Raw genomic sequence first — 19,771 nt, forward strand, 5'->3', positions numbered from 1 at the left:
ATCGCTAAATACCTATTACAGGTTAAAGATATACCTGTCCATATCTTTTGGCATTCAAATGGCAAAGAGGATTTTTGTTGTGAATGGTTGCCATGTTGGCGGTAAAATTCAAATAATTCCTTAACTTATATAAACAAAATATGTGAAAACTAGCGTGCTGCGGGCCTCATAAGGCTGTCTTGCCTATTTCTGTTTGGTATGCCAGAGTGATGTACAGGAATATTAAACCCGAATAGCCGGAAGACACGAGACGATATAATGAACAGTTTATTCCATCCCGCCCTTCAGGCCGCGCGGCCGGTTGAGTATGTTCTTAAGCCGCGCTCCATTGCCATCGTCGGTGCTTCGGCCGATCCGCGCTCCTTTGGCGGATTCGTTCTCGCCAATCTTGAGCGTTTTGGTTATGCGGGTGAACTGCACCTGATCAGCCGCAGCAGCACCGAGATCAACGGCCGCCGCTGCATAAAAAGTGTGGATGAGCTGCCGGAAGGCGTCGACCTGGCAGTGCTCGCCATTCCCGAGGCTGGGGTGCTGGAGGCGGTGCGTACGCTGGGTGAGCGCGGCACGGGGGCAGCGGTTATTTTCGCGTCCGGCTATGCTGAGACGGGCGAGGAGGGACGGGCGAGGCAGGAGCAGATTGCCGAGGTGGCGCACGGGCTTGGCATGTTGCTCATCGGCCCAAACTGCATGGGCTTCACCAATTTCGAGCACGGTATTCCCATCACCTTTGAGACGGTCGCGCCCTACCCGTGCGGCGGCCGCCCCGGCGTGGCCGTACTGGCGCAGAGCGGCGCGATGGCGGCGAATCTGCGTGATGCCTTCATCGGGCGTGGCATTCCGCTCACCCAGGCTGTCTCCACGGGCAATGAAGCGTCGTTGGGTGTGGAGGATTATCTGGCGCATTTCGTCTCGGATAAGCAGGTAGCTTGCATCGCGCTCTATGCCGAGCAATTGCGCCGCCCGAAATTATTCCTGAACATCGTTGCGCGGGCGCGCAAGGTGGGTAAGCCCATTGTGCTGCTGATGCCTGGAAAAAGTGACAAGGCGCGTGAGGCCGCTCAGTCGCATACTGGTGCGCTTTCGGGCGATCATGCGGTGACCATGGCTATTCTACAAAACGAAGGTGTGGTCACCGTGAATTCTCTGGACGAGCTGTTCGATACGGTAGCGATCCTGCATCGTTTTCCGGCGCCGCCGTCCGGCGCGCCGGCAATCATGACCGCTTCCGGCGCGGTGAAGAACATCACGCTCGATTTCGCGGAGGATATTGGCCTGCAACTGCCTGCCTTCGCGGCGGAAACGGTTGCCAGGCTGAAGGAGAAGCTGCCAAGCTACGCGGTGCCGGAGAATCCGCTGGACTATACCACGATCGGCGTGCGCAGCCCTGGCCTGATTGGCGAGTTGATCGATGTCGTGCTGGCCGACGACGCGGTGGGGTCCATCGTCCTGTGTCTGATGGGCGGCCCGGAGATTGCGCAGAAGGACAAGGCCAGCCATGTGCTCCCCGCGCTGGCGCGCGCGGCCAAGCCGGCCGTGCTGGTGATCATGGGCGATAACGGCCCGCTGGAACCGTTTTTCACCGAGGCGATTCAACAGACGGCCGTGCCGTTTTTCCGTTCGCCGGACCGGGCGTTGCGTGCGCTGAAACGCGTGTCGCTCTACGGCCAGGCGCTGCAGCGCGCCGCGCGGTGGGCGGCCGCTCCGCAGGCCGTGCTGAAGCTGCCGGGCGCGGTTCCGCCTTCCGGCGTTTTTGCCGAATACCAAAGCAAGTCCTGGCTTAAAGCCCTGGGGTTGCCGGTTCCCGCCGGCGCATTGGCCACCACTGCCGATGAAGCCGCCGCGGTTGCGGCGACAATCGGATACCCCGTCGTCATCAAGGCGCAGGCGAGCGAACTGCCACATAAGAGTGACGTGGGCGGCGTGATGGTGGGGCTGGCCGACGAAGCCGCGCTGCGTGCCGGTTGGGGAACCCTGCTGCAGAACGTTGCCACGCACCGGCCGGAGCTGGTGCTGGACGGTGTGCTGGTGGAAGCCATGGGACCGCGCGGGCTGGAGCTTGTAGTAGGCGCCAAGCGCGACCCGGAATGGGGCGCAGTTGTGTTGGTCGGCATGGGGGGCGTGTGGATCGAGGTGCTGAAGGATTTCCGCCTTCTGCCGGCCAATCTTTCGGAACAGGATATTTTGGAGGAGATCGGGGGCCTGAAGGCCGCGCCCCTGCTGCAGGGTGTGCGCGGCGCCGCCGGGGTGGATGTGAAGGCGCTGGCGCGTGCCGTCGCGCTGGTCAGCCGGCAGATGCAGGCAAATTCCGACATTATGGAAATCGATATCAATCCGCTCGTCGCCTATCCTGAAGGTATTCTGGCGCTTGATGCGCTGATCGTGGCTTCGGCGGCATCTTGAGGAGGACATGAAACTAGAATTTTCCGCAGAAGATGAAGCGTTCCGCCTAGAGGTCAGAAGTTTCGTCAGAGACCATCTTCCGGCATGGCTGAAGCGCAAAGTGGAGCTTGGGCTGAGGCTTGAGCGCGCCGATTATGTCGCCTGGTACGAGAGATTGTACGAGCGCGGGTGGAGCGCCCCGAGCTGGCCAAAAGAATATGGCGGGCCCGGCTGGACGCCGCTGCAGCGCTATATTTTTGACGAGGAGGCGCTGCTTGGCGGCGCGCCGCGCATCATTGCCAGCGGCATTCTTATGCTGGGGCCGGTGCTGATGGCGGTGGGCACGCAAGAGCAGAAGGCGCGTTATCTGCCGGCCATCCGCCGCAGCGAAACATGGTGGGCGCAGGGCTTTTCCGAACCGGGCGCAGGGTCAGACCTCGCACAGGTGCGGACCACGGCGGTACGTGACGGTGATCATTTCATCGTCAACGGGCACAAGCTGTGGACATCCTACGCGCATTTCTGCGACATGCTCTTCTGCCTCGTGCGCACGGAGTCCTCGTCCAAGCCGCAGAACGGCATCACCTTCATGCTCATTGACATGAAGACGCCGGGAATCACGGTCCGGCCGATCAGGATGATCGACGGCGGTAACGACCTCAACGAGATATATCTCGACAATGTACGGGTGCCCGCTGAGAATGTTGTGGGTGAGCTGAACAAGGGCTGGTCCTACGGCAAATATCTGCTCGGACATGAGCGCACCGGTATTGCGGGCATTGGCTCCTCGAAACAGCAGATCGCGCGTGTGCGGGCATTGGCCCAGGCGCATGGGCTGGCGGATGATCCGGCACTGGCGGCGCGGCTGGGCGCGCTGGAAATCCAGCTGATGGCGCTGGAATTTACCGGGTTGCGGATGCTGAGCAAGAACCAGGAAAGCCGGGTGCCAAGCGTTGAGGCCTCGATGCTGAAGGTGCGCGGCACGGAATTGCGGCAGGAGATCTACGAGCTGCTTTTAGAAGTTGCCGGTCCCGGCGCATTGCCATTCGACGAAGCCGCGCTGCGCGGTGACCAAGGGCTGGTGCCGCCGGTCGCGCCGCCGGATCTCATGTCGCTGGCCGCCAATTACCTCGATTCGCGCAAGATCACGATTTATGGCGGCACCAGCGAGGTGCAGCGCAATCTGATCAGCAAAGCCTTCCTAACGGCGTAAGGCGGGACGGAACCATGGATTTCTCACTCACCGGCGACCACCTTGCGCTGCGCGACGCGGTGCGCAAATTTTGCGATGGAGAATATCCGTTGCACCAATGCGGCAATGCTGAAGCCGCGACGCTGTCTGCCTCCCGCTGGGCGGCATTGGCAGAACTGGGCCTGTTCGGCCTCGATATCTCCGCCGCGTATGATGGGAGTGGCCTGACGGCTGTGGAAATCATGCTTGCCGCGCAGGAGCTTGGCCGCCGGCTTGGTGGCGGAAGCTGGATCGCCAGCAATCTGCCGGCCGCTTATATTCTCTCCAAAGCCGGACGGGATGCGCAGCGTTCCACCTGGTTACCGAAAATCGCTGTCGGTAGGAGGAGACTTTCTCTTGCTTATCTCGAATCAGGCTGGCGGTATGATCTTGCCAAACCCGCGGTAACGGCGGTGCAGCAAAATAGAGGGTGGTTGCTGAATGGCACAAAGATCAATGTCCCCGGGGCCGATGCGGCGGATGGGTTCGTGGTCAGCGCCGGGGATGATGCGCTGTTCATCGTCGATGCGCGAACGCCTGGCGTTTCCGTTCAATCATTTCGTACACTCGATGGCCGCGCTGCCGGACATGTGACGCTGGATGGCGCCACGGTCTCCGGTGAGGCGTTGATTACCGGTGCTGGGCGTGCGGTTTTGCAGGCCGCGATCGACTACGCCACCGCGGCACTCTGTGCCGAGGCAACGGGCGCGATAGAAGCATTGATAGACCTGACAACGGACTATCTGAAGACACGTGAGCAGTTCGGCCAGCCTCTGGTAAAGTTCCAGGTGCTGCAACACGGCATCGCGGATGCGTTGATCGATCTGGAACAGAGCAAGTCCATGGCCTGCGTTGCCGCGCTGGCCGCCGGCAGCGAGGATGCCGGGCAGCGTGCGCGGCTGATCTCTGCCGCCAAGGTGACCATCGGCAATGCCGCGCGCCGCGTGGGGCAGTGGGCGATCCAGATGCATGGTGCCATGGGCATGACTGACGAATGCCGCGCCGGGCATTATGCCAAACGGCTTCTCGTCATCAACCAGATGTTTGGTGACGCATCTTATCATTTGCAGCGCTTCATCAAGCACATGGCGCAAGGAAACGGAAATGAGTCTTAACGGATCAGCCTATATCGTCGGCGCATATGAACACCCTACCCGCAAAGCCGATGATCTCTCCGTCGTGCGCCTGCATGGCGATGTCGCGAAGGGGGCGCTGGAGGATGCCGGTCTCTCGAAAGAGGATATTGACGGATATTTTTGCGCGGGTGATGCCCCGGGCTTGGGTGCCACCACCATGGCGGAATATCTGGGCTTGAAACTGCGACATGTAGACTCAACGGAATGCGGTGGCTCGGCGCCGATTCTGCATGTGGCCCATGCGGCTGAAGCCATCGCGGCGGGACGCTGCAACGTGGCGCTGATTACGCTGGCCGGGCGGCCGCGGGCCGCGGGGGCCGCGCTATCTCTGAAATCGCCGGACCCGGATGCGCCGGACGTCGCGTTTGAACTTCCCTTCGGTCCAACCACGGCAAATCTCTACGGCATGGTGGCCAAGCGGCATATGTATGAGTTCGGCACGACCAGCGAGCAGCTGGCATGGATCAAGGTCGCTGCCTCGCATCATGCCCAGCACAACCCACATGCGATGCTGAAAAATGTCGTAACCGTCGAGGATGTGGTGAATTCCCCGATGGTCTCCGACCCGCTGCACCGGCTGGATTGTTGCGTGGTCAGCGATGGCGGCGGCGCGCTGATTGTCGCACGTCCCGAAATTGCGAGGCAGTTGAAGCGACCGCTGGTAAAGGTCCGGGGGACGGGTGAAGCTCCCAAGCATGCAATGGGCGGCAAGGTAGATCTTACCTATTCCGCCGCCATCTGGTCCGGTCCGCGCGCGTTCACCGAAGCCGGAGTGACGCCGACCGATATCAAATACGCGTCACTCTATGACAGTTTTACCATTACGGTGCTGATGCAGCTTGAAGACCTTGGTTTCTGCAAGAAAGGTACAGGTGGAAAATTCGTGCAGGATGGAGGGCTGATCTCCGGCATTGGCAAGTTGCCATTCAATACAGATGGCGGTGGGCTCTGCAACAATCATCCGGCCAATCGCGGCGGTATGACGAAGGTTATTGAAGCCGTGCGCCAGTTGCGCGGCGAGGCGCATCCGGCCGTGCAGGTGCAAAACTGCGATCTCGCGCTTGCCAACGGCATCGGCGGCGCGCTCGCCTCGCGTCATACGGCCGGCACGCTGATTATGGAAAGGATTTGAGTATGTCCGAGACAAAGCCCTTGGGCCGCAAGATCATGTCTCCGCGCATTTTGCCGGAGGTGGCACCCTTCTGGCAAGCCGCCAATGAGGGCAAGCTTCTTTTGAAGCGTTGTGACGATTGCCGCGAGGTTCATTACTACCCGCGGGATATCTGCCCCCATTGCCTGAGTATAAACACGAGCTGGTTCGCGTCCTCAGGGGAGGGGAGGATCTACTCCTTCAGCACGATGGCCATAAAAGACGCGGTCTATACGCTGGCTTATGTGACGCTCGACGAAGGCGTATCCCTGCTTACGAATATCCTCGATGCGGAGCCGAAGACCCTGCGGATCGGCCAGCGGGTGAGGGCCGTTTTCTGGCCAAGCGAAGATGGTCAATCCGTCACAATGTTTACACCGTTTTAAGAGAGCAAGCCATGCGGCGCGGTCCCCTTTCTCATCTCACCATCATAGATGCCTCGCGCGTGCGCGCCGGGCCAACAGCTGTTCGCCTATTCGCGGATATGGGCGCGCGCGTCATCAAGCTTGAAATTCCGCGCGGTGCGCCGGGTGGCGATGACATGATCGGCGGCCGTGCTCACAACCGTGCGGATTATGAAAATCTGCACCGCAGCAAGGAAAGTCTGACCCTCAACATGAAGGAGGAGGAAGGGCGGAAGATCCTGAATGCGCTGGTGAAGGACGCCGATGTTTTTGTCGAGAATTTCCGCCCCGATGTGAAATACAGGCTTGGCATCGGGCCGGAGGCATTGCAGGCGGTAAACCCGCGCCTTGTTTACGCGAGCATCTCAGGGTTTGGCCAGGACGGACCGTATGCAAACTGGCCGGGTTTCGACTCCATCGCGCAGGGTATGGGCGGGTTGATGAGCATTACCGGCAAGCCTGGCGAAGGGCCGATGCGCGTCGGTATTCCCATCGCCGATCTCTGTGCCGGGCATTTTTGCGCAATGGGAATTCTAACGGCGCTACTCGAACGTGCTGTTTCAGGCAAAGGGCGCTGGGTCCATACCTCGCTGCTGGAGGCCCAGATTGCGATGCTGGATTTCCAGGCGGCGCAATATCTAGTGGATAGGAAGGTTCCTGTTTCAAACGGCAATGAACATCCGCTCACCGTGCCAACCGGCGTGTTCGTCACGAGCGACGGCTATCTCAACATCGCCGCCATTGGGCAGACGATGTGGGTACGGTTGTGCAAGGCACTTGGGCTTGAGTCGCTGATCGAAAAGCCTGGGTTTCGTTCTGAATCAGAGCGCGTGGCGAATCGCGCCGAGGTCAATGCGGCGGTCGGCGAGGCGTTCAAGAGCCGTGGTACGGCGGATTGGACCGAGGCGCTGTTGAAGGCTGGGGTGCCTTGCGGGCCGATCTACAATGTGAATCAGGTGTTCGAGGATGAGCAGGTGAGGCATCTCGGAATCGCCTGGCCGCTCAACCTGCCGCAGCTTGGTGAGGTTTCAGTCGTGGGGCAGCCGTTCCATCTCTCCGGCTACGACCAAAAGAACGAAATTAGTCCCGCGCCGGAGCAAGGGGAGCAGACGGATACGATCCTGAGTGCTCTAGGCTATACGGCTAAGCGTATCGCGGAGTTGCGGTCCAACCACATCGTCTGAAAGAGGCTACTAATGGCCAAACTCGTTGCTTCATTCGGCTCTTCCCACAGCATCATGCTCGCCTCGCAGCGCGAGGATTGGCAGCGAGGATTTTTGCAGATCGATCCGAAGAATCCATATTACTATAATCGTGCCGGCGAGAAGACGGATTATGATACGCTCCTCGCCGCCGCCCCGCCGGGTGCTGGCGAAATGGTTACACCTGAGAAAATGAGTGAGCGTTTTGACATGGCACAGGCGGCCATGGACGAGTTGCGCGAGCGCATTCACGCCGCGAAACTCGATGTGCTGATCATCGTCGGCGACGATCAAACGGAACTGTTTCGAAATACCAATAACCCGGCTTTCGCGATCTATTACGGCCATACGATCCGCAATGCCAAGGCCGTGGTAACGCCTAAGGATCACTGGACACAAAGGGCCCGCATGTGGCGCCAGGAACCGGATGGGGACAAGGATTATCCGGTGCATCATGAGATGGCGCGCTGGATGATCCGTGAGCTATGCGACCGTGATTTCGACATTGCGGCGATGGAGGGGCTGGAGCCGGGCCAGTTTGAGGGACATGCATTCTCCTTCATCCATCGCCGCTATCTCGCGGGAAAAGAGCTTCCGGTCATCCCCGTGATCGTCAACACTTTTGATCCACCAAACCAGCCGACGCCGCGGCGCTGCAGCCAGTTGGGCGCCGCATTGCGCACGCTGGTTGCAGCCTATCCGGCGGATTTGCGTGTCGGAATTCTGGCGTCCGGCGGGCTCAGCCATTTCGTCGTGGATGAGCAACTCGATCATTCCATCATCGAGGCGTTGAAAACTCAGAACACGGAATATCTCTCGTCCATACATCCAAAGCTTTTACAGGCCGGCAGCTCCGAGATACGTAACTGGCTCGTCGTCGCCGAGGCGGCAAAGGAGCTGGATATGGAATGGGTCTCGTATGTGCCGGGCTACCGGACACCGGCGTTAACCGGCACGGGTCTGTGCTTCGCTGCCTGGCGCACATTATTCTGATATTGGAGTGAAAATATGAGCGATGAATCCAAAAACATCGTGAAGCGTCTGCGGCGGTTGGATTGCTGCGCCGTTTCGGATGCACTCGACCGTTTGAAGCTGCATGGCGCCGTTACCGGCATTCCGCTTCGTGCCGGTGCCGGCCGTATCGCAGGGCAGGTGACCACGCTCAAACTTGGCACGGGTGAGCCGCCGCCAGGGCCGCCGGTGCATCTTGGCTGCACGGCCATCGAGCTGTCGGGGCCGGACCACGTCATCGTCATCGAGCAGCGCTCAGGCATAGAGGCCGCCTGCTGGGGCGGGCTGCTCTCGCTCGGCGCCAAGACACGCGGCGTTGCCGGCATCATCGCCGATGGCGCGGTGCGTGACATTGACGAAGCGGTCACCTATCAGTTTCCGGTTTTTGCGCGCGGGCTCACCTGCCGGACCGCACGCGGACGCGTGGTGGAAAAGGGCACGAACATTCCCGTCGAAATCGGCGAGATTGCCGTGAATCCGGGTGACTATGTGCTGGCCGATTCCAGCGGTATCGTTTTCTTGCCGCGGGCAAGAGCTGAGGAAATCCTCGACATCGCCGAAACCGTAGTGATGAAGGAGGCAGTGATGTCCAAGGGCATCCTGTCCGGCACGCCGATCAGCCAGGTGATGGGAAAGACCTATGAGCAGATGCTAAAGGATTCGTGAGCATGACCGACAAGAATGTGGAGCGTGCCTCCAAGCTCGACACGGCGACGCTGAGTGACGCCCTGGATAAGCTTCGGATCAATGGGCAGGCGTATAAGATCAAGGGGCGCGACCCTAAATTCCGCCTCGCCGGCCGCGCCTATACGCTGTCCTATGGCCCGGCCGCAAATCCGCCTGGTACTGTCGGCGATTATATCGATGATGTGCCGCCGGGCAGCGTGCTAGTGCTGGATAATGACGGGCGCGAGGATGTAACCGTCTGGGGCGACATCCTTACCGAGATCGCGCATCGCCGCAGCCTGGGCGGCACGGTCATAAACGGCATTTGCCGGGATGTTTCCCTGTGCATGGTGCTTGGCTACCCCGTGTTCAGCAAGGATAGCTGGATGCGCACCGGAAAGGACCGGGTGCAGCTTAATGCCGTGAACGTGCCTGTTAATCTTGGAAACGTACGCGTTGAACCAGGCGATCTGCTGCGCGGCGATGCCGATGGTGTTGTCGTTATTCCCAGGACTTGCGAGCAGCAGGTCCTGGACATCGCGGAATCTATAGAGCGGGCCGAGACTGCGATCCGCGAAGCGGTGCGCGGTGGCATGCGGCTGGACGAGGCGCGGGCGCAGTTCCGTTATCATCAATTGCAGACAGCGCAGGATAACTGATGAAGCATCACAATGCCGGCCTCACTACGCAACGCAAGATCACGCGCGTGGATGCGCAAACGGTTGCCGCCGCGGCGACGTTGCCGACGGCGACGATCCATGAGGCCGCCGGGAAGATCGGCGCGCTGCCTTGCGCCATCAAGCCGGTGGCCAACACGTTCCGCCTCTGTGGCCCCGCACTCACCGTGCATTCTCCGCCGGGTGATAATCTCTGGCTGCACCGCGCCATGGACATCGCTCAACCGGGCGACATCATGGTCGTCTATGCCAGCGGCGGTTACGACTATGGTTATTGGGGCGAGATCATGAGTACCGCGGCGAAGGTGAAAAAACTTGGGGGCCTGGTCATTGACGGCTGCGTACGTGATGCCGGCCTGCTGGAGGAGATCGGCTTTCCGGTCTTCGCGCGCGGCCTATGCATTCGCGGCACGTTGAAGGATTACGGCGCCGTCGGCTGGCTCAATGCGCCGGTCTATATTGGTGAGATCGTAATCTCCGGGGGTGACCTGGTGGTAGGCGACCGTGATGGCGTTGTGGCGTTGCCTCGGGAGCGAGCGGCGGAACTGGTCGCCAAGGCGCAGGCGCGCGAGCTGGAGGAGGCGGATGTTTTAAAACGCATCGAAGCCGGTGCGACGACGCTCGAAATCTATAATTTCAATTGAGGGGAACAATGACCACTCCGGGCCAGAGACCAAGTCTCGAAATCACCGGCGCCATCGCGACGATCAGTCTCGCGCGCGCTGATGTGGCGAACCGGCTGGAATTGGAGGATCTCGAGGCGATCCGGATGCATGTCGCCAAGGTGAATGGCTGCAAGGAGGTTATGGTTCTGCGCATCCGCGCGGAGGGTAAGAGTTTCTGCGGCGGTTTCAATATCGGCAGCATTGGTGGACCGCAGACGACGGCCTTGTTCGAGCAGATGGTGAATGATGTTGCGGCGGCGCGGCCGGTCACCGTCGCGGCGCTGAATGGCGGACTTTATGGCGGCGCGACGGACCTTGCGTTGAGCTGCGATTTCAGGCTCGGCGTTCCGGAGTGCCAGATGTTCGTCCCGGCGGCGCAGTTTGGCCTGCTCTTCTACCGCTCGGGCATGGCGCGCTATGTTACGCGCCTCGGCCTTGGTAATGCCAAGCGAATTCTGCTGACCGGCGCCAAGCTGGATTCTAACGAGATGCTGCGGGTTGGGTTCCTTGACCAGATCGTCGAGATGGAGAAGCTTGCGGTGGAAACTGATGCGCTTAGCTACCGGCTGGCCGGTATGGCACCGTTGGCACTGTTGGGTATGAAGAAATATCTCAATCAGATCGCAGATGGTGCGTTGGACATCGCATCGTGCGAGGCGGATATTGCTGCCGCGGATGTTTCCGAAGATCTGGATGAAGGTACGCGGGCATGGTCCATGAAGCGCAAGCCGGATTTCAAAGGGCGATGACATGACCGGGCTGCTGCATAAAATTAGAGATGGTGAGTTGATACTGCCCGGCATCTCACAGACCCTCGGCTGCGCGGTGCTGCGGATCGGAGAGAATGAGGATGAGGTCGAGTGCAGTTATCAGATCGGTCCCCAGTTCCTCAACCCGGCCGAACAGGTGCAAGGGGGCATTCTCTGCGCCATGCTAGATGATGTGACTTCCCTGCTCATCATTAATGCGATTGGCCCAGGGGCGAGCATCGCGACGCTCAACCTCAACACATCCTTCATCCGTCCCGGTACCCCGGGCGGCTTCCGCGGTATGGCAAAGCTCGTGCGGCATGGCCGGGAGGTTTGTAATGTCACAGGCGAATTGTGGCAGGAGGGCAAGCTTATCGCCACCGCCACAGCCGTGAGTAAGATATTGCCTGTGAAACCACGGGATTGATTGGAAGCTGAGGATTTTGACCAATGACGGACATCACCATTACCGAGGCCAGCACAAGCAGCTTTGCCACCATCAACGAGGACGGCAAGGAATACCGTATTCACTACAATGACACGAAGGCGGGTCACGAGACCGTCGTTATGTTGCATGGCTCCGGCCCCGGAGCCAGCGGCTGGGCGAATTTCAACCGCAATATCGAGCCGCTTGTCGAGGCTGGATATCGGGTCGTGCTGCTGGACAGCTTGGGGTGGAGCAAGAGCGACACGATCGTCTGCACCGGCTCGCGCTCGGATCTTAATGCCCGCACGCTGTTAGCACTGCTGGACCATCTCGCTATCGAGCGCGCGCATGTGATCGGCAATTCCATGGGGGCGCACAGCACGGTGGCTTTTGGACTGTCTAATCCTTCCCGCGTTGGCAAGCTCATTCTCATGGGCGGCGGCACCGGCGGACCGAGCCAGTTCGTGCCCATGCCGACCGAGGGCATCAAGTTGATCCAACGACTCTACCGCGATCCCACGATCGAGAATCTTAAGCAGATGATGGCGGTGTTCGTGTACGATGGCAGCTCCATGACGGAGGAGCTGCTCCAAATACGATTCGACAACATCATGGCGCGGCGCGATCATCTGGAGAATTTTGTCAAGAGTTCCATGGCAAACCCCAAGCAGTTTCCCGATTACGGCCATCGCCTGGGGGAGATCGCGGCACCGTCTCTGGTTATCTGGGGACGCGACGACCGTTTCGTGCCGATGGATACGGGCCTGCGCCTGCTTTGGGGCTTACAAAATGCGCAGATGCATATTTTCAACCGTTGCGGTCATTGGGCGCAATGGGAGCATGCGGAAGAGTTCAACCGCATGGTGCTGGATTTTCTCATGCATTGAGCCGAATGAGACGGCTGTTACTGACGCGCGGCCGGCCAATCGCCTCCCCGCTGGGGGTAGGAGGCCGGTAATTGGCCCGCCGAAGCTGCCGTCACGAGTCTGGCGCCGGCGGGCTGCTTATCCACGGCGGTGGTCATCGCCGTTCTTACTGTTAAGGTTGTGAGACCAACCCGCCTGAATGCGAAAGCCCCCGGTAAAAGACTGGCCTTTTTGTCACCCTTCCAGAATGCCGGGGGGTAAGGTTGAGAGAAATTCCGAAAAACCGGTGCTGCCGATGGGCACATGTTCCAGCATGGCGTCGTAGGCGGCCTTATCGGCACCTGCCAAAATCGCCTCGACAATGCGCTTATGCCCAGCGAGAGATTCGTTGACCTGACGTTCGGATTTGAGGTCATTGATTCGGTAACGCTGGGTTTTTACCCGGATGCCGTGTACGATTTGTGCGAGGTAGGGGTTGCGGCTGGCGGCGTAGATGGCGCCATGGAAGGCCTCGTTGGCCTTGCGATAGGCCGGGTAGTCGTGCTCGGCGACAGCCTGTTCGCATTTTTTCATGTTTTCCAGCAGTTCGGTGCGCAGATCGTCCGTGAGGCGTCGCGCCGCGAACATGGCGCACACGCTTTCCAGCACAGCGAGAAGCTCGACCATCGAACGCAGTTCCGACACGGTGAGCCGGCTCACGAACACGCCGTTGCGTGCCGCGATCTTCACCAGATCTATGGCGGCCAGCTGCTGCAAAGCCTCGCGCACCGGGGTGCGGGAGACATTAAAGCGCTCGGCCAGACTACGCTCATCGAGCGAGGCTCCCGGCGGCAGTATGCCTTTTTCAATTTCGTCTTCGAGTGTATCCCGAATGACGGCGGCAAGGTTGGAGCCTGGCTTCAAAGGAAACCTCTTGGACGGTAGGTTGAAGACGATAACGAATTCATGGCATGGCCCCTCTGGTTACTTAACGCAATTCTCGCACGTTATCTGAACGAATACTCTGGGATAGCACAAGAACCCGGATGCTTGACGTTCAATATTCCACATCATACTGTTGGTGTACACAGCACGGGTTAAAATATTGTCAAAACGTAGGCGCTCTATTGAAGTCCCCGGTCTGTCGCATGGCGCGGCGCCGATCCCGCTGGCAGCCCGTGTTGGCAATGTTATCTACTCATCGGCGATTTCCGGCCGTGATCCCGGCACGGGCAAGCTAGCCCCGACCGGCGCGGCGCAGGTTGCGCTGGCCTTCGCGCATATGCAGGCGATTCTTCAGGCGGGCGGCGCGACGCTGGAGAATGTAGTGAAGCTGAGCATTACCCTGGCGGATAATAATACGCGTGAGGCCGTAAACGGGGAATGGTTGAAATGCTTTCCCGATCCGCACGACCGCCCGGCGCGGCACATCACGCTGCATGAGCTGGGAAACGGGCTGGCCGCGCAGCTGGAATTCGTCGCCGTTCTTGGGGAATGAGCTTTGAATATCTGAACGTATGAAAACGGGGCCTTTCGGCCCTGTTTTCATACAAGCTGCTTTTTAATGTGCCGCACCGCCAGGAAGTAGTGCAGCGCCCCCCAGACGAGAATGAAGGAAAAAATGAGCATGGCCGTGCGAATGCCCGTGGCTGAAGCTGTTGCGCAGGCCTGGGCCAGCTGCGCCGTGGCGCCCATCTTCAGCGCCATGGGGCTGCAGACCGCTGCATAATTCCCGGCGCCGAAAACATGCGCGGCGATCTTGTCGCTGACAAAACCGATGGCGGGGGGGCCGAAACCCTGGCCGACCAGGTTCATCAGAAGAAAGACGATGGCCGAGACGGTGGCACGCATACGCGGCGTGACCAACCCCTGTACAATGGAGAAGGTCGGACCGTTCCAGGTGGATGCGGCGATGGTGCCGAGCAGCAGCAACAAGGCGGCTAGCTTCCAATCCGGCTGGATGAAGCCGAACGCCATCAGCGGAAAGGCGGCGAGCGTGCCAAACGCGGGCACCAAGGCGTACCAGCGGTGGGAATACCGCGCGCCCCAATCCGCCAGCGGCCCGCCGAGCGCGCCGCCGATGATGCCGCCTAGACCGACGATGCCGCCAAATATGAGCCCGGCGTGCGCCGGGGGCATGTTAAAGACGCGGATGAGATAGATGGGGATGAAGAGGTTGATGGCGTATTGTGCGAACGCCGCAATGATGACGCCGAGCAGCATCTGAATGAACAAGCGGCTCGAGAAAAGCAGCGCCAGTACCAATTTGAGAGCGGGGACTTCCGTATGCGCGGGATCGCGCGACGGCTCCCGCAATGTGAGAAATGCGAGGATACCAAGTGCCAGGCCCGGAATGCCGGCCACGAAGAAGACCGGCCGCCAGCCGATATGCTGGGCGATCCAGCCGCCGCCAAGTGCGCCAGCGATGACGCCGATCGGTGGCCCGAGCGCATAGAGGGCCAGCGCAGACGCGCGGCGCTCGGGCGTGAATTGATCTGAGATGAGCGAGTGCGAGGTCGGCGTGCTGCCGGCCTCGCCGATGCCAACGCCGAGCCGGTATAGCAGAAGCTGCCAATACACGCCGGCAGTGCCACAGAGAGCGGTCATCACCGACCATGCCATGATTGTGGCAGAGATGAGCTTCACACGGTTGAAATGGTCGGCGATGCGGGCAACGGGAATGCCGAGCGTGGCATAGAAGATGGAGAAGGCGAAGCCGCCGAGCAGGCCGACCTGAAAGTCCGACAGGTTCATCTCCATTTTAATCGGCTGGCCGATGACGGCGATGATGATTCGATCGACAAAACTAGAGGCGTAGATGAGCGTGAGCACGAGTAAAAACCAGGCCCGGTAGAGCGCCGATTTGCGAGGTTTCTCAACGAGAATACCCGCCGCGGTGGTGTCTGTCCCCAACGTTTTCTTCATAAAACCATTCTCCCGCGTGGCGTCCCGCCGCGCATGCTCCGCCTTATGATACAGCATCATATTTCAACGTGTTTGTGCCGAGAGCAGCGCCATGCCTGCGATCCAGCCCTGGATGGCTTCGTAGAAATGCAGCTTCGTGTCGTAAGGCCCGGCAGTCGAGAGGGCTGCGAGTGCCGCGAGCCAGCATAGCACCTCCGGCCCGCCACGCCCGGCGACGGGGGCAAGTGCCGCGGTAGATTGGGCATCGAAGGTGCTGACCGGGTGGTGCTGCACGGTGTCGAGGAAGGCGCGGTCCCATACCTCGGATACGGGCAGGACACTGGCTTTGCCTGCTTGCGCAAGGGTGCCGATCTCGATGATGCGCGTCTCGCGCTGGGCCCGCTCTTCCGGCGTGGGGGAGAATCTGTTGATAATGCGGGCACGGATTTCCGGAGCAGCGGTGGCAAGCTGTGGCGTCGGCGGGTCGTGGCTCAGCCCGCCCGATGCGGCGAAGAGCACGCGCTTGCCGGTTGCGAGCGCGAAGCGGCCGGCCGCTTCGCCCAGTAAACGCACACGCTGGAAGGTGGGCAGTGGCGGTGCCGCGCAGTTGATGAAAATGGGAATGAGTGGCGTAGAGGGCAGGTCGTCCAGCATGTTTTCCCAGAGCTGGATGAAGCCGTGGTCGACACGCATCTTATAAGACACGGCGGCATCTATGCCGCTATCGAGCAGTGCCTTGGCCAGCGCGGCGGCGATGTCTTCCGGAACATTGAGTGGGCCGGGCTTTGTGCCCCAGTCGCCAATGGATTCCGCTGCCGTGCCCACGCAGAACGCCGGCATCAGCTCGTAGAAGAAGCCGTTGAAATGATCGGGTGAAAATTGAATGATCAGATCCGGCTTGGAGTCGCGCACGATGCCGGCCAGCGCTTGAAACGCACCATCGATCATGCCGCGTGTGTCCGGCGGGATGGTGATATGCTTCATCAACGGCGTATGGGAGGCGCAAATGGCAGTCAGCGGCACGTTTCGGTTCCCTATCTGAAATGCGGATTGGTGATCTTGGATTGCGTCCTCGCTATTCCCGCCCGGGGACATGGGCAACATGTATGCGTCGGTTGTGCGCTAGATGCACATTTTTCAGGTTGTTTGATAAGATTCTCGCCAACATCGAATGCCAGATATAATACGTGGCATATATTGAGCCGGCTGAGAGCGAATGTCTCAGGCGCTGACAAACTGATCCAGAGGAAACAAAGGCATGATTTCAGAATCCTTGCAGGCTCGAGTGGATGATTTCATGGCCCGGCCTCCAGGGTTGTTGATCGGCGGCGAATGGGTGGCGGCGCAGGGTAGTGACGCGGCAGAGGTGATCAACCCCGCTACGGGGCGGATCGTATCCCGGATTTCACTGGGCGGCGAGGCGGATATCGATCGCGCCGTGTGTGCCGCGCGGTTGGCGTTTGACGATGGCCGATGGACGAAAATGCGCCCCGCTGTCCGCGCGAAGCTGCTTCACAAGCTCGCGGATCTGATGGAGCAGGCAGCCGATGATCTGGCGCTGATCGAGACGCTCGATAACGGCATGCCGTTTGGCTTCGCACGGAATCTCAATGTGCAAGGCGCAATCGAGGGTTTGCGCTACCAGGCAGGCTGGGTGACAAAGTTGAACGGCGAGACCCGGAATGTTTCTCTCCCGGGTGAGTGGCATACTTACACCCTACGCGAACCGCTGGGTGTGGCCGGGCTGATCGTGCCGTGGAATGTGCCATTGGCTATCACGCTGGGCAAGATCGGCCCGGCGCTCGCCGCGGGTTGCACGGTTGTGTTGAAGCCGGCGGAACAGACCTCGCTTTCCGCGTTGAAACTGGGGCAACTCGTTCAGGAGGCGGGGTTTCCGCCCGGCGTCATCAACATCGTGACCGGGCTGGGAACCTCAGCCGGAGCGGCGCTGGTCGCGCACCCGGGTATCGACAAGATTTCCTTCACGGGATCAACTGATGTGGGCAAAAAAATTCTTGCGAGCGCGGCGCAGACAATGAAGCGGGTTTCGCTGGAACTGGGTGGCAAATCTCCGGTCATCATCTTTCCGGATGCGGATTTGGACCTCGCGGTCGAGGCCGCGGCCATGGGCATTTTCAGCAATACCGGCCAGGTATGTGCGGCGGGATCGCGGCTGTTTGTTCATCGCGCGGTGTTCGACAGGGTTGTCGCCGGCGTTGAGATGCGGGCAAGGGCTCTGCGCGTCGGGCCGGGGATCGAGCCGGAGACGCAGATCGGCCCTGTGGTTTCAGAAATCCAGCAGAGCCGGGTGCTGGACTATGTGCGCAAAGGCGTGGAACAGGGCGCGGAAATCCTGACCGGCGGCAGAAAGATCGACCGGGCGGGCTATTTCGTGGAGCCGACTATTTTTGTGCAGACTCGGCCAGAGATGAGTATCATGCGCGAAGAAATTTTTGGCCCCGTGCTGTGCGCCATGCCCTTCGACGACGAAACCCTCGACGAGATCGCGTTGAAGGCGAATGACACGATGTACGGGCTTTCAGCCAGCGTGTGGACGCGCGATCTGCAGACCGCGCATAAAATGGTAAGGCGAATAAAGTCTGGCACGGTAAGGGTGAATGCGGCCGCCTCCATGGATCCAGCGATGCCGTTTGGGGGTTACAAGCAATCTGGCATCGGCCGTGAGCAGGGGAGGGAAGGCGTCGAAGCCTTTACGGAAATCAAATCCGTCGCAGTGAATCTCGGACGATGAATTCGTTGGGCGCCAACGTCATGACGCGTTGAAGCTTGACGCCATCGCGGCGGTAATCCTTGTAGCGGAAGGCGATGCCGGCCTCATCCATAGCGATCAGTCGCCGGTTCGAGATGGCAACGCGGTGGGTGTAGCGCGACAGATAGGCGAGCACCGCTTCGGCCCCTGAGAATGCGGAACGTGTCAACGACATTGAGACACCCGGGTTGGTTAATTAGACTTGAACTTTAAGCTTGGCGATGGGCGGGTTAATCCAGGCGGCGGTTGGCTTGCTGGGTGGTTTTGGTGATTTGTTGACGAAGCGCTCGGGGTTTTTGCTGAAAGCGTGGTTGAGGGTTATCTGCCGTGCGGCATAGACCTGATCGGCTTGGCCGTAATGGATCTGGTTTGGTGTCATGAGACCGATACCGGCATGGTGGTAGTCGTTATTATACCAGTCGAAGAAGCCGCGGCAGAAGGTTTGGGCATCTTCGATGCAACCGAAGCGTTTTGGAAATTGCGGCTGGTATTTCAGGGTTTTGAAATGGGCTTCGGAGAACGGGTTGTCGTTGGAGGTATGCGGCCGGCTGTGTGATTTGGTGACACCGAGGTCGGCCAGCAGCAGGGCGGTGGCTTTGGCTTTCATCGGGCTGCCACGGTCGGCATGCAGCGTGAGTTGGTCGGCTGGCACGTTGTGTTTTGCGACAGCCTCATTGAAAAGCGGCTTGAACAGCGAAGCGGTTTCGGCGTCCGCGACACACCAGCCAACGACGCGGCGACTGAAGATATCGAGGATGACGTAGAGATAGAAATAGGTCCATTTGGCGGGCCCCATCAGCTTGGTAATATCCCAGGACCAGACCTGGTTCGGGCTGATCGCAAGGAGTTCTGGCTTTTGGTAGACGGGATGGCGCAGTTGGCCGCGGCGCTCGCGGACCTCAGCATGCTGGCCGAGGATGCGATACATGGTGCGGATCGAGCAGTGGTAAATGCCATGGTCGAGCAGGCTGGCATAGATTTCCGCTGGTGCCTGATCGGCGAAGCGGGGTTCGTGCAGCAGGCCGAGAACGGTCTGCTGCTGGGGGGTGGTCAGCGCCCGCTGTGGCCGGGGGCGTGGACGCGGCGGCAGCGGCGGATGCCTCTGGCATGCGCGCCGGCGCTGTACGCTGGCGCGCGAAAGTCCCAGTGCCGCACATGCGGCTTTGGGAATCCCGCTGGCGGGCGCGAGAGCCGCGAGGGCGTTGGTCATGTCTCGTCGTCGCTGGGGTCCAGAGGGATTCCCAGCAGTGTCGCAATTTTTTTTTGAACTTCGATAATGGCCTCAGCCCGGGCGAGACGGCGCGACAGGCGCAAATTGTCGCGCTGGAGGGCTGCCAGCTCGGCGGCCAGCGGATTCGCCGGTTCGGTTTTGCGGCCACGTTTCTGCGGTGCCAGCGCGCCGAATGCACCGGCATCACGTTGCCGGCGCCAGTCAAGCAGCTGTTCGTCAACCGCTATGGCGATCCGCTGAGCGCCTCGGGGGTCCGCTTCAAGCTAGCCCGGATTATGCAGGACTGCTGGCGAGCATAGCGTAAACCGTTGATTTGATGTAAGA

The 19,771-nt window shown here is 60.0% G+C and carries 18 protein-coding genes and 2 pseudogenes; 15 read left to right on the top strand and 5 right to left on the bottom strand.

The window, feature by feature from the left end; translation table 11 throughout:
* Positions 1-258 precede the first annotated feature (258 nt).
* Genes QQJ84_RS08290 through QQJ84_RS08350 form a run of 13 tightly spaced genes read left to right on the top strand, consistent with a single transcriptional unit; the run spans position 259 to position 12,584 of the window.
* Positions 259-2,400, top strand: coding sequence for an acetate--CoA ligase family protein (locus QQJ84_RS08290; protein ID WP_284257668.1), 2,142 nt, complete (start codon positions 259-261; stop codon positions 2,398-2,400).
* 7 nt (positions 2,401-2,407) lie between these two features.
* The gene (locus tag QQJ84_RS08295) at positions 2,408-3,592 is read left to right on the top strand and encodes an acyl-CoA dehydrogenase family protein (protein WP_284257669.1); all 1,185 of its coding nucleotides are present in this window, start codon (positions 2,408-2,410) and stop codon (positions 3,590-3,592) included.
* Between the two features lie 14 nt (positions 3,593-3,606).
* Positions 3,607-4,725, top strand: a complete 1,119-nt coding sequence (locus QQJ84_RS08300) for an acyl-CoA dehydrogenase family protein (RefSeq protein ID WP_284257670.1) — start codon at positions 3,607-3,609, stop codon at positions 4,723-4,725.
* A complete protein-coding gene (locus tag QQJ84_RS08305) occupies positions 4,715-5,878 on the top strand; it encodes a thiolase domain-containing protein (RefSeq protein WP_284257671.1) in 1,164 nt (387 codons plus the stop codon). Before QQJ84_RS08300 ends, QQJ84_RS08305 begins: the two co-directional genes overlap by 11 nt.
* 2 nt (positions 5,879-5,880) lie before the next feature.
* A complete protein-coding gene (locus QQJ84_RS08310) occupies positions 5,881-6,282 on the top strand; it encodes a Zn-ribbon domain-containing OB-fold protein (protein ID WP_284257672.1) in 402 nt (133 codons plus the stop codon).
* A gap of 11 nt (positions 6,283-6,293) precedes the next feature.
* On the top strand, positions 6,294-7,484 hold the full coding sequence (locus QQJ84_RS08315) for a CaiB/BaiF CoA transferase family protein (protein WP_284257673.1): 1,191 nt from the start codon (positions 6,294-6,296) through the stop codon (positions 7,482-7,484).
* A 12-nt stretch (positions 7,485-7,496) separates the two neighbouring features.
* Complete coding sequence (locus QQJ84_RS08320) at positions 7,497-8,495, top strand: DODA-type extradiol aromatic ring-opening family dioxygenase (RefSeq protein ID WP_284257675.1); 999 nt, start codon at positions 7,497-7,499, stop codon at positions 8,493-8,495.
* Positions 8,496-8,510: 15 nt separating this feature from the next.
* On the top strand, positions 8,511-9,179 hold the full coding sequence (locus tag QQJ84_RS08325) for an RraA family protein (protein WP_284257676.1): 669 nt from the start codon (positions 8,511-8,513) through the stop codon (positions 9,177-9,179).
* Between the two features lie 2 nt (positions 9,180-9,181).
* Complete coding sequence (locus QQJ84_RS08330; protein ID WP_284257678.1) at positions 9,182-9,838, top strand: RraA family protein; 657 nt, start codon at positions 9,182-9,184, stop codon at positions 9,836-9,838.
* On the top strand, positions 9,838-10,500 hold the full coding sequence (locus QQJ84_RS08335; RefSeq protein WP_284257679.1) for a 4-carboxy-4-hydroxy-2-oxoadipate aldolase/oxaloacetate decarboxylase: 663 nt from the start codon (positions 9,838-9,840) through the stop codon (positions 10,498-10,500). The genes QQJ84_RS08330 and QQJ84_RS08335 overlap by 1 nt, the downstream gene beginning before the upstream one ends.
* 8 nt (positions 10,501-10,508) lie before the next feature.
* Complete coding sequence (locus QQJ84_RS08340) at positions 10,509-11,270, top strand: enoyl-CoA hydratase/isomerase family protein (protein WP_284257680.1); 762 nt, start codon at positions 10,509-10,511, stop codon at positions 11,268-11,270.
* Between the two features lies 1 nt (position 11,271).
* Positions 11,272-11,697: a PaaI family thioesterase gene (locus tag QQJ84_RS08345; protein ID WP_284257681.1), complete on the top strand. Its 426-nt coding sequence runs from the start codon at positions 11,272-11,274 to the stop codon at positions 11,695-11,697.
* 23 nt (positions 11,698-11,720) lie between these two features.
* Positions 11,721-12,584: an alpha/beta fold hydrolase gene (locus tag QQJ84_RS08350; RefSeq protein WP_284257682.1), complete on the top strand. Its 864-nt coding sequence runs from the start codon at positions 11,721-11,723 to the stop codon at positions 12,582-12,584.
* Between the two features lie 213 nt (positions 12,585-12,797).
* Here QQJ84_RS08350 and QQJ84_RS08355 read toward each other — a convergent pair whose 3' ends face one another.
* Positions 12,798-13,466 carry a GntR family transcriptional regulator gene (locus QQJ84_RS08355; RefSeq protein WP_284257683.1) on the bottom strand — a complete coding sequence of 223 codons (669 nt, stop codon included), beginning with the start codon at positions 13,464-13,466 and terminating at the stop codon, positions 12,798-12,800.
* Positions 13,467-13,647: 181 nt separating this feature from the next.
* Between QQJ84_RS08355 and QQJ84_RS08360 the strand changes: the two genes are divergently transcribed.
* Positions 13,648-14,040, top strand: a complete 393-nt coding sequence (locus QQJ84_RS08360; protein WP_284257684.1) for a RidA family protein — start codon at positions 13,648-13,650, stop codon at positions 14,038-14,040.
* Positions 14,041-14,087: 47 nt separating this feature from the next.
* Here QQJ84_RS08360 and QQJ84_RS08365 read toward each other — a convergent pair whose 3' ends face one another.
* Together QQJ84_RS08365 and QQJ84_RS08370 are read right to left on the bottom strand one after the other, a co-directional pair.
* Positions 14,088-15,467 (bottom strand): spinster family MFS transporter, encoded by a 1,380-nt coding sequence (locus QQJ84_RS08365; protein WP_284257685.1) that lies wholly within the window; start codon positions 15,465-15,467, stop codon positions 14,088-14,090.
* Positions 15,468-15,530: 63 nt separating this feature from the next.
* Positions 15,531-16,469 (bottom strand): 3-carboxyethylcatechol 2,3-dioxygenase, encoded by a 939-nt coding sequence (locus QQJ84_RS08370; protein ID WP_284257686.1) that lies wholly within the window; start codon positions 16,467-16,469, stop codon positions 15,531-15,533.
* Positions 16,470-16,743: 274 nt separating this feature from the next.
* Here QQJ84_RS08370 and QQJ84_RS08375 point away from each other — a divergent pair, with 274 nt between their 5' ends.
* The gene (locus QQJ84_RS08375; RefSeq protein WP_456304813.1) at positions 16,744-18,198 is read left to right on the top strand and encodes an aldehyde dehydrogenase family protein; all 1,455 of its coding nucleotides are present in this window, start codon (positions 16,744-16,746) and stop codon (positions 18,196-18,198) included.
* On the opposite strand, the pseudogene QQJ84_RS08380 reads toward QQJ84_RS08375, so the two are convergent.
* A pseudogene (locus tag QQJ84_RS08380) lies at positions 18,188-18,370 on the bottom strand (transposase); the annotation flags it as partial. The gene QQJ84_RS08375 and the pseudogene QQJ84_RS08380 sit on opposite strands and share 11 nt — an antisense overlap.
* 42 nt (positions 18,371-18,412) lie before the next feature.
* Positions 18,413-19,656: pseudogene (locus QQJ84_RS08385) on the bottom strand (IS3 family transposase); the annotation flags it as partial.
* Between the last annotated feature and the right edge of the window lie 115 nt (positions 19,657-19,771).

Source organism: Acidocella aquatica (assembly GCF_030160635.1).
Lineage (GTDB): Bacteria > Pseudomonadota > Alphaproteobacteria > Acetobacterales > Acetobacteraceae > Acidocella > Acidocella aquatica.

Bases quoted from the DNA above. Each gene is read 5' to 3' on its own strand.
- QQJ84_RS08290 (WP_284257668.1), top strand. From the start codon at position 259: ATGAACAGTTTATTCCATCCCGCCCTTCAGGCCGCGCGGCCGGTTGAG.
- QQJ84_RS08295 (WP_284257669.1), top strand. From the start codon at position 2,408: ATGAAACTAGAATTTTCCGCAGAAGATGAAGCGTTCCGCCTAGAGGTC.
- QQJ84_RS08300 (WP_284257670.1), top strand. From the start codon at position 3,607: ATGGATTTCTCACTCACCGGCGACCACCTTGCGCTGCGCGACGCGGTG.
- QQJ84_RS08305 (WP_284257671.1), top strand. From the start codon at position 4,715: ATGAGTCTTAACGGATCAGCCTATATCGTCGGCGCATATGAACACCCT.
- QQJ84_RS08310 (WP_284257672.1), top strand. From the start codon at position 5,881: ATGTCCGAGACAAAGCCCTTGGGCCGCAAGATCATGTCTCCGCGCATT.
- QQJ84_RS08315 (WP_284257673.1), top strand. From the start codon at position 6,294: ATGCGGCGCGGTCCCCTTTCTCATCTCACCATCATAGATGCCTCGCGC.
- QQJ84_RS08320 (WP_284257675.1), top strand. From the start codon at position 7,497: ATGGCCAAACTCGTTGCTTCATTCGGCTCTTCCCACAGCATCATGCTC.
- QQJ84_RS08325 (WP_284257676.1), top strand. From the start codon at position 8,511: ATGAGCGATGAATCCAAAAACATCGTGAAGCGTCTGCGGCGGTTGGAT.
- QQJ84_RS08330 (WP_284257678.1), top strand. From the start codon at position 9,182: ATGACCGACAAGAATGTGGAGCGTGCCTCCAAGCTCGACACGGCGACG.
- QQJ84_RS08335 (WP_284257679.1), top strand. From the start codon at position 9,838: ATGAAGCATCACAATGCCGGCCTCACTACGCAACGCAAGATCACGCGC.
- QQJ84_RS08340 (WP_284257680.1), top strand. From the start codon at position 10,509: ATGACCACTCCGGGCCAGAGACCAAGTCTCGAAATCACCGGCGCCATC.
- QQJ84_RS08345 (WP_284257681.1), top strand. From the start codon at position 11,272: ATGACCGGGCTGCTGCATAAAATTAGAGATGGTGAGTTGATACTGCCC.
- QQJ84_RS08350 (WP_284257682.1), top strand. From the start codon at position 11,721: ATGACGGACATCACCATTACCGAGGCCAGCACAAGCAGCTTTGCCACC.
- QQJ84_RS08365 (WP_284257685.1), bottom strand. From the start codon at position 15,467: ATGAAGAAAACGTTGGGGACAGACACCACCGCGGCGGGTATTCTCGTT.
- QQJ84_RS08375 (WP_456304813.1), top strand. From the start codon at position 16,744: ATGGCCCGGCCTCCAGGGTTGTTGATCGGCGGCGAATGGGTGGCGGCG.